The 15,390-nt window shown below is 65.4% G+C and carries 12 protein-coding genes; 6 read left to right on the top strand and 6 right to left on the bottom strand.

Translation table 11 applies throughout. From position 1 onward, the window contains the following. Positions 1 to 28: 28 nt before the first annotated feature. Both M3I56_RS19210 and M3I56_RS19215 read right to left on the bottom strand, forming a co-directional pair. Entirely contained in the window at positions 29 to 1,528 is a 1,500-nt protein-coding gene (locus M3I56_RS19210; RefSeq protein ID WP_254355337.1) for an aldehyde dehydrogenase family protein, read from the bottom strand. A 250-nt stretch (positions 1,529 to 1,778) separates the two neighbouring features. Beyond that, a complete protein-coding gene (locus M3I56_RS19215) occupies positions 1,779 to 2,930 on the bottom strand; it encodes a branched-chain amino acid ABC transporter substrate-binding protein (protein WP_254355338.1) in 1,152 nt (383 codons plus the stop codon). A gap of 498 nt (positions 2,931 to 3,428) precedes the next feature. On the opposite strand from M3I56_RS19215, the gene M3I56_RS19220 reads away from it, so the two are divergent. Beyond that, entirely contained in the window at positions 3,429 to 4,052 is a 624-nt protein-coding gene (locus M3I56_RS19220; RefSeq protein WP_254355339.1) for a helix-turn-helix domain-containing protein, read from the top strand. Between the two features lie 10 nt (positions 4,053 to 4,062). Here the strand turns inward: M3I56_RS19220 and M3I56_RS19225 are convergent, their stop codons facing one another. Beyond that, positions 4,063 to 5,088 carry a DUF1338 domain-containing protein gene (locus tag M3I56_RS19225; protein WP_254355341.1) on the bottom strand — a complete coding sequence of 342 codons (1,026 nt, stop codon included), beginning with the start codon at positions 5,086 to 5,088 and terminating at the stop codon, positions 4,063 to 4,065. Between the two features lie 155 nt (positions 5,089 to 5,243). On the opposite strand from M3I56_RS19225, the gene M3I56_RS19230 reads away from it, so the two are divergent. From M3I56_RS19230 to M3I56_RS19245, 4 genes are all read left to right on the top strand, one after another. Then, on the top strand, positions 5,244 to 6,155 hold the full coding sequence (locus M3I56_RS19230) for a LysR family transcriptional regulator (protein WP_254355342.1): 912 nt from the start codon (positions 5,244 to 5,246) through the stop codon (positions 6,153 to 6,155). 101 nt (positions 6,156 to 6,256) lie between these two features. After that, a complete protein-coding gene (locus M3I56_RS19235; RefSeq protein WP_254355344.1) occupies positions 6,257 to 7,498 on the top strand; it encodes an FAD-binding oxidoreductase in 1,242 nt (413 codons plus the stop codon). A 57-nt stretch (positions 7,499 to 7,555) separates the two neighbouring features. Continuing rightward, positions 7,556 to 8,464 (top strand): bifunctional Delta(1)-pyrroline-2-carboxylate/Delta(1)-piperideine-2-carboxylate reductase, encoded by a 909-nt coding sequence (lhpI, locus tag M3I56_RS19240; RefSeq protein WP_254355400.1) that lies wholly within the window; start codon positions 7,556 to 7,558, stop codon positions 8,462 to 8,464. A 73-nt stretch (positions 8,465 to 8,537) separates the two neighbouring features. Continuing rightward, a complete protein-coding gene (locus M3I56_RS19245) occupies positions 8,538 to 9,629 on the top strand; it encodes an asparaginase (protein ID WP_254355345.1) in 1,092 nt (363 codons plus the stop codon). A gap of 45 nt (positions 9,630 to 9,674) precedes the next feature. Here M3I56_RS19245 and M3I56_RS19250 read toward each other — a convergent pair whose 3' ends face one another. Both M3I56_RS19250 and gltA read right to left on the bottom strand, forming a co-directional pair. Then, positions 9,675 to 11,954 (bottom strand): amylo-alpha-1,6-glucosidase, encoded by a 2,280-nt coding sequence (locus tag M3I56_RS19250; RefSeq protein ID WP_254355346.1) that lies wholly within the window; start codon positions 11,952 to 11,954, stop codon positions 9,675 to 9,677. A 260-nt stretch (positions 11,955 to 12,214) separates the two neighbouring features. Next, entirely contained in the window at positions 12,215 to 13,516 is a 1,302-nt protein-coding gene (gene gltA, locus M3I56_RS19255) for a citrate synthase (RefSeq protein WP_254355347.1), read from the bottom strand. 378 nt (positions 13,517 to 13,894) lie between these two features. On the opposite strand from gltA, the gene M3I56_RS19260 reads away from it, so the two are divergent. Then, positions 13,895 to 14,296, top strand: coding sequence for a hypothetical protein (locus tag M3I56_RS19260; RefSeq protein WP_028203504.1), 402 nt, complete (start codon positions 13,895 to 13,897; stop codon positions 14,294 to 14,296). A 98-nt stretch (positions 14,297 to 14,394) separates the two neighbouring features. Here the strand turns inward: M3I56_RS19260 and M3I56_RS19265 are convergent, their stop codons facing one another. Further along, positions 14,395 to 15,180: an alpha/beta fold hydrolase gene (locus M3I56_RS19265; RefSeq protein ID WP_254355401.1), complete on the bottom strand. Its 786-nt coding sequence runs from the start codon at positions 15,178 to 15,180 to the stop codon at positions 14,395 to 14,397. Positions 15,181 to 15,390: the final 210 nt, after the last annotated feature.

The raw sequence follows: 15,390 nt of genomic DNA on the forward strand, positions 1-15,390 counted from the left end.
CAAGTCTGCTCAACTACGCCAAACGCGCTTATTCGACGTTGAAATCGATGCCCTGTGCGAGCGGCAGCGCCGACGAATAGTTGACCGTGTTGGTTGCGCGGCGCATGTAAGCCTTCCACGCGTCGGAGCCCGACTCGCGCCCGCCGCCCGTTTCCTTCTCGCCGCCGAACGCGCCGCCGATCTCCGCGCCGCTCGGCCCGATGTTCACGTTCGCAATGCCGCAATCGCTGCCCGCGGCCGACGTGAAGCGTTCGCTCTCACGCAGGTCCGTCGTGAATACGCACGACGACAGGCCATGGTGGGCGGCGTTGTTCGCATTGATGGCGTCGCCGAAGTCGCTGTACTTGAGGACGTAGAGAATCGGCGCGAAGGTTTCCTTCAAGACCACTTCGGTTTGCGACGGCATCTCGACGATCGCCGGGCGCACGTAAAAGCCCTTCTCGTTGCCCGCCACCGCGTGGCGCTCGCCGCCGAACACCTTGCCGCCCTCGCGCTTTGCCTGCTCGAGCGCCGACTGCATTCGGGCGAACGACTGCTCGTCGATAAGCGGCCCCATCAGCGTGCCCTGTTCCAGCGGATTGCCGATCACGACCTTGCCGTAGAGCGTCTTCAGGCGCTCGACTGCCTTGTCGTATACGCTCTCGTGCACGAACAGGCGGCGCAGCGACGTGCAGCGCTGGCCGGCCGTGCCGACCGCCGAGAACAGGATGCCGCGCAGCGCGAGTTCGAGATCGGCAGTCGCGGAGACGATGCCTGCGTTGTTGCCGCCCAGTTCGAGCAGCGAGCGGCCGAAGCGGCGCGCGACCTCGACGCCGACGGTGCGGCCCATTTCGGTGCTGCCCGTTGCGCTCACGATGTTCGAGCGCGGATCCGCCACGAGCTTCGCCCCCACTTCACGGCCACCGACCACGAGGCTCGTGAGGCCTTCGGGCGCATCGCCGAATTCCTTCAACACGTCCTGCATGATCTTGTTGACGGCAACCGCGGTGAGCGGCGTCTTTTCCGAAGGCTTCCAGACCACGGCGTTGCCGCACACGAGCGCGAGCGCAGCGTTCCACGACCACACGGCGACCGGGAAATTGAACGCGGAAATGACGGTACACACGCCCATCGGATGCCACGATTCGGCCATGCGGTGGCCGGGACGCTCCGAAGCAATGGTCAGACCGTAAAGCTGACGCGAGAGGCCGACCGCAAAGTCGCAGATGTCGATCATTTCCTGCACTTCGCCGAGGCCTTCCTGGAAGATCTTGCCGGTTTCCAGCGAGACGAGGCTGCCGAGCGCGCGCTTCTGCTCGCGCAGCTTGTTGCCGAGCAGGCGTACGAGTTCGCCGCGGCGCGGCGCGGGCACGTTGCGCCAGCTCTTGAACGCCTCCTGCGCCTTCGCCAGCGCGGCGTCGACGTCGGCTGCCGACTGGCTCGCGACGCGGCCGATCAGTTCGCCGTTGATCGGCGAATGCACGGCGATGTCGCCCGCTTCCGCGAGCTGCGAAATACCGAGATCCGAGAGGATGGAGGAGGCTTTCATAGGTAGAATCCCTTAAAAATTTCCGATACGAAACATTGCTACTTTAGGAAACTATACACGCGCAATTTTGCGGCGACAACACGAAAATCTTCGGGATTTTCGCCATGCCGCGTGTATCGCTCCCGGCGGGCTTTCCGCCATTGAAATGGCATGAGGCCGCCCTGCGGGCGGACCCTCGATTTCCTATTGGAAACAATGCATTCGGCGCCGGCAGTGCCGGCGCCCTTCAAGGTAGCAGAGGCGAGTGATCTCAGTCCGCGGTTCGCGTCGTGACCGGCACCCACGCCACGTTTTTGACCTGATACAGCGTCGAACTCGGGCTCTTCAGGTCGCCCTGGGCATTGAAGGCGATCTTGCCCGTAATGCCGTCGTAGTTCGTGGCCTTCAGCGCGGCGTTGTACTGCGCCGGCGTCGCCGAGCCGGCCTTCTCCATCGCCGTGATCGCGACCCACGCCGCGTCATAGGCGAACGGCGCGTAGGCGAGCATGTCGATGCCGTACTTCTGCTTGAACTTCGCTTCGAAGCCTCGACCCTTGGGCAGCGTGCCGAGCGGCTGGCCGTATTCCCACACCGAAGCGCCATCGGCGGAATCGCCGGCGAGCTTGATGAAGTTCGCGTCCATGACGCCGCCGCCCGCGAGGAATTGCGCCTTCAGGCCAAGCTGGCGCATGCGCTTGACGATCATGGCGGCCTGCGCGTCGAGGCCGCCGAAGAACACGAGATCCGGACTCGTGCGCTTGATGCTCGTGAGCTGGGCGCTGAAATCCACCGCCTTGTCGTTCGTGAACTCGCGCGCGACGATCGTGCCGCCGCTCGCCTTCACGGCCTTCTCGAACTCGTCGGCTTCGCCCTGGCCGAAGGCCGTGCGGTCGTCGATGATGGCAATGCGCTTCGCCTTCGTCACCGTCGCCGCATAGTTGCCCGCGTTGCCGGCGTTTTGCGAGTCGGTGGCGATCACGCGGTAGATGGTCGGCGCGCCGCTTTGGGTGATGGCCGGATTGGTGGCGGCCGGCGTGATCATCGGAATGCCCGCTTTCGCGTAGATCTGCGAGGCCGGCAGCGTCGTGCCCGAATTGAAGTGGCCGATCACGACGGCCACGTTGTCGTCCACGAGTTGCTGCGCGACCTGCACGCCAATGCGCGGATCGCTCTGGTCATCCTGCGAGTCGATCACGAACTTGACCGGCTTGCCGCCAATGGTGGGATGCGCAGCGTTGGCTTCGTCCACGGCCAGACGCACGCCGTTCTCGATGTCCTTGCCATACGCTGCGCCGCCGCCCGTGAGCGGGCTGGCCACGCCGATCTTCACGACCATTTCCTGCGCGCTCACCGCGCCGGCAACCAACATCAACGACGCTGCGATCGCGCAGCCACGACGAGAAGCGAGGAAACGAGGAGACATGCGATATTCCTTCGGTATCTGGAGCCGGCACGTGATGCGTCTGAATGGTCGCGCGGACCTTCGACGCACAGGATTCGTCTCGCGCCGCGCGATGCAGCACGGCGGGACGTGAACGGATTGTCGGCAGCGGTTCCGGCGGCATCAAACGAAATCTAATCACCACGTAATGCGCTTTTCTCATCAAGCCCGTCCACGCGGGGAATACGGCAACGCGTGACGCGGCCTCGCAGGCATTGGGAAATACCCGATAACGCCGAGATGCCCGCTTGTGCGTGGGTGTCATGCGAGCGCGGCTTGGGTGCGCGCCGTGCCTTGCGCCGTCTGGGTTTGCGTCAGAAATCATCAACTTCCGGGCGGGCAATTTACTTAGCCATGCTTGTTAAACTCGGCATGACACAACAAGCGTCGCACGATACGCGATACGCAAATGTTATGATCAGAAACATAGAGTACGATACGAACACCCGCGAACCATCAGCGAGCACCCCGAGTTCCCGAATGGAAACCCCGTCCCTCAGGCCCGCCGAGAACGCCTCGGCGGAGCTGGGCAAGCGCGTCAAGGCGGCCCGGCTGAAGCAGGATTACACGCTCGAGGCCGCCAGCCGCGTGTGCGGCGTGTCGCGCTCCACGCTCTCGAAGGTGGAAAACGGCGTCATGTCGCCAACGTTCGACGTGCTGCAGAAGATCGTTCACGGCCTGAAGATCGACCTCGGCGAACTGTTCGGCTCGGCGCCCAGACCGCGCGCGAGCGGACGCCGCGCACTCACCCGCAAGGGCGGCGGGCAGCAGCATTCGGCCGGCTGCTATCAGATGGAGTTGCTGGCGACGGAACTCGCCCACAAGGCGATGCACCCGTTTCGCATTCGCGTGACGGCGCACTCGCTCGACGAGTTCACGGAATGGGGCCGGCATGAAGGCGAAGAATTTCTCTTCATACTGAGCGGCTCGGTTTGCCTCTACTCCGAGCTTTACGCACCGACGCATCTCGAAGCCGGCGACAGCCTCTATTTCGACAGCCGCACAGGGCATGCGGCCGTCTCCACGAGCGAAGAAGACGCGGAAGTCCTCTGGCTCATCAACGAACCGCACCCGGACACGCAGGACGGCGCGCCGGGCGTTTGAACCTTCAGGCTTACGCAGCGTTCGCGGTCATCTTGAAGATGCCGGTGGCGTTACCCGCGTCGAAGCGCAAATCGGTCTGCCAGCGCCGCGTGACCTGATCGAACGTGCGCTTGCGCGTGATGAACTCGTAGAACGAGCCCGGCACCTCGCGCGTCACGCGCTGGCCGTCCGCCGCGCGGAACTCGCGCTTCACGGTGTCGGCGCGATACGCCGTCTGAAACACGCGGCCCGAGCGCGAGGTCTCGACACTGGGCTTCATCGGACGCCCCTTGGCCTTCTCGTCGTCCGAAAGCTGGAAGACGTCTTCCACGCGGTCGGTCGCGTGATTGAAGGCGTTGCCTTCCGTTGCGATCCACGCCATTTCCGCCGATTCCTGCAGCAATGTCTCGTAGTCCGAAATAGACGGCACATCGTGCTGCCGCGCGAATGCCCCGACGATCACGGGCAGCAGCTGCAGCGCTGCATCGAGCGGCAGCGAGCCGTCGCGTTCGAGTTCTGAGAGCTGTGCCATGGCAAGCGGCGTGAGCGGATCTTTCGACGCGCCCACCACGTTCGTCACGGCTTGCTGGAACGCCGCCGAAAAGCGCTCGGGGTGCAGTTCGCTCACGAAGAACTGCGCGATCTCGTCGGGCGCGTCTTCGTGAGCATAGGCGCGCCCCGTCATGCCGAGCTTGTCCAGCGGATAGCGGCCATTCAGGCGAAAGCCGAGCGGACGCAGAATACGCGTGAACGCCGCTTCGCCGGGCGGCAGCGCGCCGTTCTGCGCCCAGCGCACGGTGCGCAGCGCGCCATGGTCGAAGTACACCGCGCCGCCCTGCGCCACCGTATCGTTCGTGTATGTGCGGCCGTTGGGCGAGCGCTCCAGCAGGTCTTCGAACAGCGCCATGTTCATCGCCTGGGCAAGTTCGGCGCGCGTGACGGTGCCGCTTTCCCAGTCGCCGAGCATCGACGGAAAGTTCAGCGTTGCAAAGAGGGTTTCGGTTTTCTCGCGGCCCAGCAGTGCGGACAACAAGCGTTCTACGTTCGAATTGCGCATCACCAATCTCACAGGAAACGACCGCCTTGCAGCGGCCATCAAACGGGCCTCTGGCCATTGGCTTCGGCCGACTATACGTAAAACGCATTATTCAAATGGTTGCGCACCGCGTAAAGCGAGATTAAATTGTCACTTGATGAGTTTCTGGAATTACCATGCGCAAGTTCAAGATCCCGAACATCGGCGCGCTGACGGCTTTCGAAGCCGCGGCGCGGCACGAGAGCTTCACTCACGCCGCCAAGGAGCTGTTCCTCACCGAAAGCGCGGTCTCGCGCCAGATCGCCACGCTCGAATCGAATCTCGGCGTGCGCCTTTTCGTGCGCGCCAAACAGCGGGTCGTGCTCACACGCGCGGGCCGGCTCTATAGCACCCAGGTGCGCCGTGCGCTCGAAAACCTCGATCGCGACACGCTCTCCATCATTGCGCACGGCAGCGGCGGCGGTTATCTGGAACTCGCCGTGCTGCCGACCTTCGCGTCCGAGTGGCTGATTCCGCGCCTCAAGGACTTCTACGACCGCACGCCCGATGTGCGCGTGAACATGGGCGTGCGCACCGAGACGTTTTCGTTCGAGGAATCGCATTTCGAAGCCGCGATCCACTACGGCAAGCCCACCTGGCCCGGCACGTCGTCCGACTTTCTGTTCGGCGAGGAAGTGGTGCCCGTCTGTTCGCCGTCGCTGCTCGCGCGCCCCATCAAGAAGGCGCATGAGCTGCTCGCCTACCCGCTGCTGCACTCCACCACGCGCCCCGACGCCTGGACGCGCTGGTTCTCCGACCTCGGCGTGGAAGACAACGCCACCATGCACGGCGTGCGCTACGAACTGCACACGATGCTGATCGCCGCGGCCGCGGCCGGCCTTGGCGTGGCGCTCGTGCCGAAGTTCTTCGTGGAAGGCCAGCTCGAGCGATTTGGCGTCATCATCCCGTTCGAAGCCCCGGCGATTGCCGATGGCGGCTACTACTTCGTCTATCCCACCGAGCTCAGCCACGGCAAGCCACTGGAACGCTTCCGCGCGTGGCTGCTCGAGCAGGCGGGCGCCTACAACGCCTTGCAAGGGCAAGGCTGATCGGCGGTCGAGCACGTGAGATATACGATCAGAAAAAAGTTTCCTATAGGAAATAGTTGGGTTAGCATCGAAGGAAATCACTTCTTCGTCGCGAGACTGAAATGGAAGACGACGTCGTCATCGGTGCCGGCATCGTCGGGGTCTGCGCCGCGCTCAATCTGGCGCAGCGCGGCGTGCGCGTGCATATCGTCGATAGCGCCCCGCCCGGTTCGGGCTGTTCGTTCGGCAACGCGGGCCTGATCGCGGTCGACCATGTCGCCCCACTCGCGAGCCCCGGGACGATGGCCGGCCTGCCCCGCATGCTGCTGCGCCGCGACAGCCCGCTGCGCCTGCACAAACGCAGCCTGCCGCGCATGGCGCCGTGGGTGCTGGAGTTCGCCGCGCAGGCGCAGCGCCCGCGCTTCCGGCGCAATGCGCGCGCGCTCGCGAGCCTCGTGACCGGTGCGGCGCAGGCCTGGCGTCGTCTGCTGGATCGGCACATCGCCGCCGACCTCTTTCGCGACATCGGCTCGCTCTACGTGTTCGAGCAACCCGTTGCGCACGCAACGGAGCGCGTGCAACTCGACCTGCTCGACCGGCACGGCGTGCGTTACGAAAATCTCACGGCCGAGCAGGTGCGGCGCGACTATCTACCGTCGCTCACGCCGCATATCAGCCATGCGCGCTACTTTCCCGGCATGGCTTCGGTCACGAATCCGCAGCAGGTCGTCGAGCGTATTTTCGGAGCCGCGCTCGCAGCGGGCGCGAGATTCACGAGCGCTGCCGTCGATGCCTTGCGCGCCCTGCCCGATGGCCGTATCGGCGTCACGCTGAACGGTGCGACGCACCCAGCCGCCAAGGTGCTGATCGCGGCCGGCTCGCGCAGCGCCGAACTCGCGCAGCAGCTCGGCGCAAGGATTCCGCTCACTAACGAGCGCGGCTATCACGTTCAGCTCGGCGCACCCTCGCAAGATACGCTGAGCGTGCCCGTGAGCTTCGTCGAGCGCGGCTTCACCTGTAACCCGATGGCGCAAGGCATCCGGCTTGCCGGCACCGTCGAGCTCGGCGCGCGCGGCGCGCCCGACTGGCGCCGCGCCGATCTGCTCGCCACGCAATTCCACACGCTCTTTCCCGGCGCGCCCGCTGTGCAGGTCGCAAGCCGCTGGTACGGCGAGCGCCCCACGCTGCCCGACTATCTGCCGATGATCGGCGAGATGCCCGGGGCACGGAATGTGTTCGTCGCAACCGGCCATCAGCATCTGGGTCTCACGCTCGGGCCGCTCAGCGGCGAACTCGTCGCACAATTGATGGCGCGCGAGACGCCCGCCGTCGATCTCGCGCCGTTTCGCATCGACCGCTTTTGAGGCGGCCGGAACGCACGCCACCACACCCACGCATCATTCATCAGGAGAGAAGATTTGATGGAGCCCATCGCGATTTACGACGCAGCCGCGACGGCGCGCCTGCTCGACTTCGGCGTGCTGCTCGACGCCCTCGCCACGGCCGCGCAGGACCACGACGCGGGCCGCATTCACGCGCCCGTGCGCACGGGCGTGCCGCTCAAGGGCAACGGCGTCATGCTCTCGATGCCCGCCAGCGCCGAGGACATCGCCATCCACAAGCTCGTGAGCGTGTGCCCGGCCAACACGGCGCTCGGTATGCCGACCATCTTCGGCGCGGTGACGGTGTGCAATGGCGCGACGGGGCAGCCGGAGTTCATCCTCGACGGCCCGACCGTGACCGGGCGGCGCACCGCGGCGCTCTCCATGCTAGGTGTGCGGCTCTTTCACCCCGGCGCGCCGCGCGCGTTTCTGGTGATCGGCACCGGACAGCAGGCACGTTTTCATGCCGAGGCGATCGGCCAGCTTTATCCGGCGGCGACGCTCTACGTGAAAGGTCGGACCGAAGCGTCCGAAGCGGCATTGCGCGCCCACTTCGCGCAGTCCGGCGTGGACGTGACGCCCGCGCACGGTGCGGTACCGCAAGAAGTCGATGTGGTCATCGCCGCGACGACGAGCAAGACGCCCGTGTACGACGACGCAGCGAGCCAGGACCGGCTCGTGATCGGCGTGGGCGCCTTCACGCCGGACGCGGCCGAAATCGCCCAGGACACGGTGCGTGCGAGCCGCGTGTTCGTCGACGATCTCGCAGCCGCGCGCGAAGAAGCCGGCGACCTGCTGCAGGCCGGCGTCGACTGGGCGAACGTGCGCACGATCGGCTCCGCTGTGGCAAACGGCGCGGCGCATGACGGCAGACCTGTGCTGCTGAAGACGGTCGGCAGCGGCGCCTGGGATCTCGCGGCGTGCCGCGTCGCCCGGCAAATGCGCTAACCCGAATGCGCGGATTAGAATCGCACATCGACCGCGCAGCGCAATCCCATCCGAGACCCAAGGCAGACGCACCATGACGACGAGCGCCCCCCAACCCGCCGTGAAAGTCCTGCGCGGCGGTGTCATCGAAACCACGCATATCGCCCACATTGCCGTGGTCGACGCCCAGGGCCGCGTGCTCTACGCGCTCGGCGAGCCGCATCGCATGACGCTCGTGCGCTCGGCGGCCAAGCCCGCGCAGGCGCTCGCCGTGGCCGAAACAGGCGCGCTCGAACGCTTTCACTTTGACGACGCCGATCTCGCGCTCATGTGCGCCTCGCATAGCAGCGAGGACCGCCATATCGAGCGGACGCGCGCGATGCTCGCCAAGGTGTCCGCTGCGGAATCGGACCTGCGTTGCGGCGGCCATGCGCCACTCTCCGACGCCGTCTACAAGGCGTGGATCAAGCGCGACTTCACGCTGGGCGCGGTGTGCAGCAACTGCTCGGGCAAGCACGCGGGCATGCTCGCGGGCGCGCGCGCGATCGGCGCGGCGCTGGCCGATTACCATTTGCCTTCGCACCCCTTGCAGCAACATGTGAAGCGCGTCGTGGCCGACGTTTGCGATCTTCCCGAGACGGACGTCGAGTGGGGCATCGACGGCTGCAATCTGCCCACCCCGGCCTTCCCGCTCGACCGGCTCGCCCGCCTGTTCATGAAGCTCGCCGATGCGCAGGACCGCGCGGCTTTGCCAGGATCGGCCGCGACCGCCTCGCGCACGCAGGCGCTCGCCCACATCTATCGCGCGATGACGTCGTATCCGGAACTCGTGGCCGGCGAAGGCCGCTTCTGCACGGCGCTCATGCACGCGTTCGAAGGCGCGCTCGTCGGCAAGCTCGGCGCGGCGGGCAGTTATGCGATTGGCGTGCGCGCCAGCGCGGCGACCGCGCCGCACACGGGCGGCCCGGCATTGGGTATCGCGGTGAAGATCGAGGACGGCGATTTGTCCGCGCTCCATGCCACCGTCGTGGAAGTACTCAGGCAACTGGGCATCGGCACGCCGGAACAGCTGGCACAACTAAGGAAATTCGACGCCCCGCGCATCGTCAACACGATGGGCGTCGAGACGGGTTACGTCGCGCCGCAGTTCACGCTGGAGCGCTTCGAACACGCGCCCGGCAAGTAAGGAATAGACGAGCCAGGCGCGGGCTTTGAAAGCCCGCGCCCAGACTCACAGCAACGCGACGACCTTCACGTCGCTGCGATCGGCCGATGCCACGACCTTGCCGTCCACACGGCGGAACATGAGCGTCACCGTATGCTTGCCCACGCGCAGATCGCCCACTTCGAGCCAGTCGATGCCTTCGGGCAGCATGGGCTGCTCGACACGCACTTCGTTGCGCGCCGCGTCGATCGTCACGCCAAGACACGCTTCGAGCATCATGAACGGCGAGCCCGCGGCCCAGGCTTGCGGCAGGCAGGCCACCGGATACGCCGTGGGCGGCTCGCCGCGCCGGCGTGGGAACCCGCAGAAGAGTTCGGGCAGACGCATGTCGAACGTCACCGCGGCCTCGAACAGCGCCTGCAAGAGGCGCACCGCTGCCGCCTTGCGGCCATAGCGCGCGAGACCGCGTGCACACAGCGCGTTGTCGTGCGGCCAGACCGAGCCGTTGTGGTACGCCATGGGGTTAAAACGCGCCTGGCCCGCCGCGAGCGTCCGCACGCCCCAGCCCGTATGAAACAGCGCCGATTCGAGCACTTCCGCCACGGCGCGGCCACGCTCTTCCTGGGGCAGCCCGAAGGCGAGCAGATGTCCCGCGTTCGACGCGAGCACGCGGCAAAGATCGCCGTGGCCATCGAGCGCAATACCGTAGAACTCCGACTCCGGCATCCAGAACTTCTCTTCCACGCAGCGGCGGATTTTAGCGGCGCGCGCGGCGTAGCGCGCCGCGTCTTCCACCTGGCCGCGATGCGTGGCGAAACGCGACATCGTTTCGAACGCCGCGCTCGCGTACGCCTGCACTTCGACGAGCGCGATCGGGCCGTCGGGGAAACGGCCGTCCGCATGGAAGACGGAGTCGTGGCTGTCCTTCCAGCCCTGGTTCGCGAGCCCGCCTTCCGATTCGCGCCGGTAGTCGAGCAGACCGAGTTTGTTGCGGTCGCATACACCTGCGACCCAGGCCGCCGCGCGTTCCAGCGCTGGCCACAAATCGTCGATCAGCGAGACGTCGCCCGTGCGTTCGACATAAGCGCCCGCCAGCACGACGAAGAGCGGCGTGGTGTCCACCCCGCCGTAGTAGAGCGCGAACGGCACTTCGCCCGTGGCGGCCATCTCGCTCTTGCGCATTTCGTGCATGATCTTGCCGACCGCAGCGTCGCGGAACGCCGAGTCCTCGCGCGCCTGATGTTCCGCGAGAAAACGCAGCACGCCGCGCGCGAGCGCGGGCGTGAGCCACAGCGTCTGCAGCGAGGTGATGACCGCGTCGCGGCCGAACGGCGTGGAAAACCACGGAATGCCCGCATACGGATACGGACCGGTCGGCAGGTCGGTGGTGAGAAGACCCAGATCGGCAATCGAGCGGTTGATCCACGCATTGAAGAGCGGATTGCTCGAACGCAAGGCCGCCGCCGCGCGACGCCGTTCGCGCATCACGATATGTGAGTCGACCAGCGCGGCGCGCACAGCGGCGCGGCCCACGCGCTGCTCCTGCGAGTTCGCGAGGCAATGGGGCGGCTGGAAGATGCCCGCGCTCTGCGTTCCGGGCGCGGCGTCGGGCATGGCCTCGACTTCGATCGCTACCGTGAGATAGATCGAGACGCAGGCCTGCGCGGGCAGGCCGACCGTGAAGTCGGCGCGATCGGCGAGGAGTTTGTTCGGCGTGGGCGAGAACTCGATACGCACGCGCCGCGCCACCTTGTCGAGGCCGATGTACTCGAGCCGTACTTCGCCATCTTCCACGCGCGGCGGCATGAGCGTGCCGCGTCTTTCGCGCCTCAAGCCGCGCACTTCGAACATGTCGCGGAAGTCGCTCGCGAACGAGATGGAAAGCGGCACCACGGCGTCTTCAGTGCCGTAGTTCGTGAGTTCGATGGCCTCGGTCAGCATCGTGCCGGAGAGCACGCGTTCGCGCTGCACGTGAATCACGCCTTCGGGCGTAGTGGTGCCGCCAAGCGGCGGCAGCGGACGATTGGTCAGGTGGGCCGTGAACACGGCGTTGTCGCTGCTCACGCTGCCCGAGAGCAGCGAGGGCACGCGTCCGCCGAAAGTGAGGCGCAGCGACGAGAGCACACGCGTGTCGTTGACGAAGAGGCCGTCATCGATGCCGGTGATGTCGCCGAGCGGATCGTTGACGATGAAGGTGCCGCCCGACTTCAGCACATGCTGGTCGGCGCTTGCGACCTCGGGCGTTTCGGGCGCGATGAACGCGCCGTCGGTTTCCCGCGTGTCCTGGTCGGGATGATCCACGCCGCTTGAGCGCGTGACGCCACCGAGTGTTTCAGGATCCTGCATTGCTTGCCTCCTGGGTCCCATGCAAAGGGTTACGGTACGGTTCGCTTGCGATTGATTGTAGTGGCTTCAGCGCACGCGTTGGCGGCGAATGCGCGAAGAATACGCGAAGAATACGCGAGTGTTACGCGCGAAATCGGTGGCAAATCGCGGCGCGAGCAAGGAGCGTGCGCGGAAAAAATTGCGGGCGCCGGCACGATGTAACGTGCGGGCGCCCGTGCAGGCAGTGCGCTCGCGCGCCAGAAGCGGCGCGCGCTGGGGGATCAGCGTTGCGAAATCGGCAACGCCACGCGCGGCGTTTCGCCGATGAAGAGCTGGCGCGGACGGCCGATCTTCTGCTCGGGGTCGGCGATCATCTCGTTCCACTGCGCGATCCAGCCCACCGTACGCGCCATCGCGAAGATGCAGGTGAACATCGAGGTCGGGATGCCCAGCGCACGCTGCACGATGCCCGAGTAGAAGTCGACGTTTGGATACAGCTTGCGCGACACGAAGTATTCGTCTTCCAGCGCGATCTTCTCGAGCTGCATGGCGAGCTTGAAGAGCGGATCGTCGTGCAGGCCCAGTTCGTTGAGCACTTCGTAGCACGTCTCGCGCATGAGCTTCGCACGCGGGTCGTAGTTCTTGTACACGCGGTGGCCGAAGCCCATCAGCTTCACGCCCGAGTTCTTGTCCTTCACCTGCTCGATGAACTTCGGGATGTTATCGACCGAGCCGATTTCTTCGAGCATGTTCAGCGCGGCTTCGTTCGCGCCGCCGTGCGCCGGGCCCCACAGGCAAGCGATACCGGCCGCGATACACGCGAACGGATTCGCACCCGACGAACCGGCCAGACGCACCGTCGAGGTCGAAGCGTTCTGCTCGTGGTCGGCGTGCAGGATGAGGATACGGTCGAGCGCGCGCACGAGCACGTCGTTGACCTTGTACTCCTCGCTCGGCGCGGAGAACATCATGCGCATGAAGTTCGCGCTGTACGAGAGGTCGTTCTGCGGATACACGAACGGCTGGCCGATCGAGTACTTGTACGCCATGGCGACGAGCGTCGGCAGCTTCGCGATCATGCGGATCGCCGACACCTCGCGATGCTTCGGGTTGTTGATGTCGAGCGAGTCGTGATAGAACGCGGACAGCGCGCCGACCGCCGCCACCAGAATCGCCATCGGATGTGCGTCACGGCGGAACCCCCGGAAAAAGAAGTGCATCTGCTCGTGAACCATCGTGTGGTTCGTCACCGAGGCCACGAATTCGTCTTTCTGCTCCTGCGTGGGCAACTCGCCCTTGAGCAGGAGGTAGCAGCTTTCGAGGAAGTCGGCGTTTTGCGCGAGGTTGTCTATCGGGTAGCCGCGATAGAGCAGCTCGCCCTTGTCGCCGTCGATATAGGTGATCGCCGAGTTGCACGCCGCCGTGGACATGAAGCCCGGGTCATACGTGAACATGCCGGTCTGGCCGTACAGCTTGCGGATGTCGATCACGTCCGGGCCTGTGGTGCCCTTGTAGACCGGCAACTGAACGCCTTCAGCGTGGCCGGGGATCGTGAGCGTGGCGTGTGTCTTCGAATCGATCATTTCGTGTCCTTGAATTGCTGCTACATCGCAATACTTCGCTTCGCGCAAAACCTCGCGCAACAGGACGCAGCCGCCGGAAAGGCCGGCATTGCTGCGACCGCTTGCCGCATTCTACGGCGCGGTGCAGCATCGATTGATAGCGCAGCCAGCAACAATCCCTCTTCAAGCTCGCAACACTGCCAAGCTTGCGGCTTCCTTAACGTCGATTCCTGCAACAATATTTTGCTCTTGCAATGCAGCATGCGACACCTCACCTCTGCGATACTGCTTGACATGCAAGGGTTTTCCATTACTTGCATTTTGTAATCTAGCCCGCTGTCACCGGCGGGCTTTTTTCACCGCCACACGCGCTTAAAGCAAAACGTAAGGAAGCAACAGATGAACATCTCGGTCGACACCCTGTTCGCAGAAGACGAACAAGCAGAGGGCGCCGTTGTCACGGCACTCAATCACCAGGACATCGTGGTCGCACTTTCGGCCGCGCTCGCCAGCGAACGCGTGGCCGTGCTGCACATGCTGTATCCGCGCACCGACGCGCGCACGCACCGCAGCCTGGATCACCTCGTGGACGCGCTCAACGGCCACGGCCTGCACCAGGTCGCCCGCCTCGTTTCGCAGGAAGCGCACTATCTCGTGTTCAAGGATCCGGTGAAAGCATGGAAGGCCTTCCACGAAATCCGCAACGATTCGCTCGCGATCGGCGTGCACCTCTACTACGCGGGCCTCGTCGGCGAGGCTGCAGAGCACAAACTCGACGCCCACGCGCACGGCCGCGACTAAGCGAGCGTCGTTCGGACTGCGATATTTCTCGCAGCAATTAAAAGGGCGGCCGCGGGTTCAGTTCTCTCGCACGGCCGCCCTTTTTGCATCGGCGCGCTTCAGCGCCCGTAGCCGCTCACGAAGCGATCGATCAACTCGTTGAACGCCCCGGGCCGCGCCAGATTCATCCCATGCGATGCGCCCGCCACACTCGCGCGGCGCGCATCGGGCAGCCATGCTTCGAGCGCGGCCACGGCCCGGTGAAACACTTCCGGACTCAGCTCACCGTCGATCAGCAGCACGGGGCATCGCACCTCGGCGGCCTGCTCGCGCGTGTACGCAGGCAGCGGATCCTGAAACTGCGGTCCAAGCGTGTGCGCGTTGTCGGTAGCCATGCGGCGAAACGCATGCGTGCTCCTTGCCCAGAAGCCGGGGCGGCTCACCGAATCGACGAACAACTCCAGCCCCGCGTCCACCTGGCCCGACTCGATCAGCGCCACGACGCGGGCGCGCAGCGCGTTGACGGTCTCGGGCAGCGTGGCGAGCGTCTGGCCCGGCTGCTGGACCGGCCCGCCCGGATCGGCAAGCGTGAGCGTGCGCACGTGCTGCGGATGGCGCCGCGCGAACTGGAATGACACGAGGCCGCCGCGCGAATGCCCGATCACGTGCGCCGGGCCGGCGCCCAGGGCTTCGACGAACGCCGCGAGTTCATCCGCATGCTGCCGCCAGCTGAAAGGCTGGCCGCGCGCAGCGTCCCCGGCGGGCCAGTAGTGCGTGAGACTCACCGATACACAGCGATATTGCTGCGCGAGGCCGGCCAGCTGCGGCTGCCAGTAGCGGAAATCGCAAAGCGAGCCGTGCACGAAGAGGAGAAGTTCGCCCGCGCCCCGTTCGACATAGGGCATGGGCAGGCCGCCGGGTAGTTCGATGAACGTACCGGGGGCCGGAAAAGCGGCTGGATTCACGGCTGGACGATGTGGAGACAACGGGACAGCGGCGCGTTGCAACGGACAACGGCCTACGGGTAGTCCATCGCAGCGCGCGCCGGCAAAGTGGCGTATTGTCCCACGCCCGCGGCGCGAACACCCGGCATGCCGGCGCCCTGGCGAAGCGGC

Source organism: Paraburkholderia sp. CNPSo 3281 (assembly GCF_024206515.1).
In the GTDB taxonomy this organism is placed as follows: Bacteria; Pseudomonadota; Gammaproteobacteria; order Burkholderiales; family Burkholderiaceae; genus Paraburkholderia; species Paraburkholderia nodosa.

What these genes read in the sequence shown, in the direction of transcription:
- M3I56_RS19235 (WP_254355344.1), top strand. Translation starts at nt 6,257, where the DNA reads ATGGAAGACGACGTCGTCATCGGTGCCGGCATCGTCGGGGTCTGCGCC.
- M3I56_RS19210 (WP_254355337.1), bottom strand. Translation starts at nt 1,528, where the DNA reads ATGAAAGCCTCCTCCATCCTCTCGGATCTCGGTATTTCGCAGCTCGCG.
- M3I56_RS19260 (WP_028203504.1), top strand. Translation starts at nt 13,895, where the DNA reads ATGAACATCTCGGTCGACACCCTGTTCGCAGAAGACGAACAAGCAGAG.
- M3I56_RS19220 (WP_254355339.1), top strand. Translation starts at nt 3,429, where the DNA reads ATGGAAACCCCGTCCCTCAGGCCCGCCGAGAACGCCTCGGCGGAGCTG.
- gltA (WP_254355347.1), bottom strand. Translation starts at nt 13,516, where the DNA reads ATGATCGATTCGAAGACACACGCCACGCTCACGATCCCCGGCCACGCT.
- M3I56_RS19230 (WP_254355342.1), top strand. Translation starts at nt 5,244, where the DNA reads ATGCGCAAGTTCAAGATCCCGAACATCGGCGCGCTGACGGCTTTCGAA.
- M3I56_RS19265 (WP_254355401.1), bottom strand. Translation starts at nt 15,180, where the DNA reads ATGCCCTATGTCGAACGGGGCGCGGGCGAACTTCTCCTCTTCGTGCAC.
- lhpI (WP_254355400.1), top strand. Translation starts at nt 7,556, where the DNA reads ATGGAGCCCATCGCGATTTACGACGCAGCCGCGACGGCGCGCCTGCTC.
- M3I56_RS19215 (WP_254355338.1), bottom strand. Translation starts at nt 2,930, where the DNA reads ATGTCTCCTCGTTTCCTCGCTTCTCGTCGTGGCTGCGCGATCGCAGCG.
- M3I56_RS19245 (WP_254355345.1), top strand. Translation starts at nt 8,538, where the DNA reads ATGACGACGAGCGCCCCCCAACCCGCCGTGAAAGTCCTGCGCGGCGGT.
- M3I56_RS19250 (WP_254355346.1), bottom strand. Translation starts at nt 11,954, where the DNA reads ATGCAGGATCCTGAAACACTCGGTGGCGTCACGCGCTCAAGCGGCGTG.
- M3I56_RS19225 (WP_254355341.1), bottom strand. Translation starts at nt 5,088, where the DNA reads ATGCGCAATTCGAACGTAGAACGCTTGTTGTCCGCACTGCTGGGCCGC.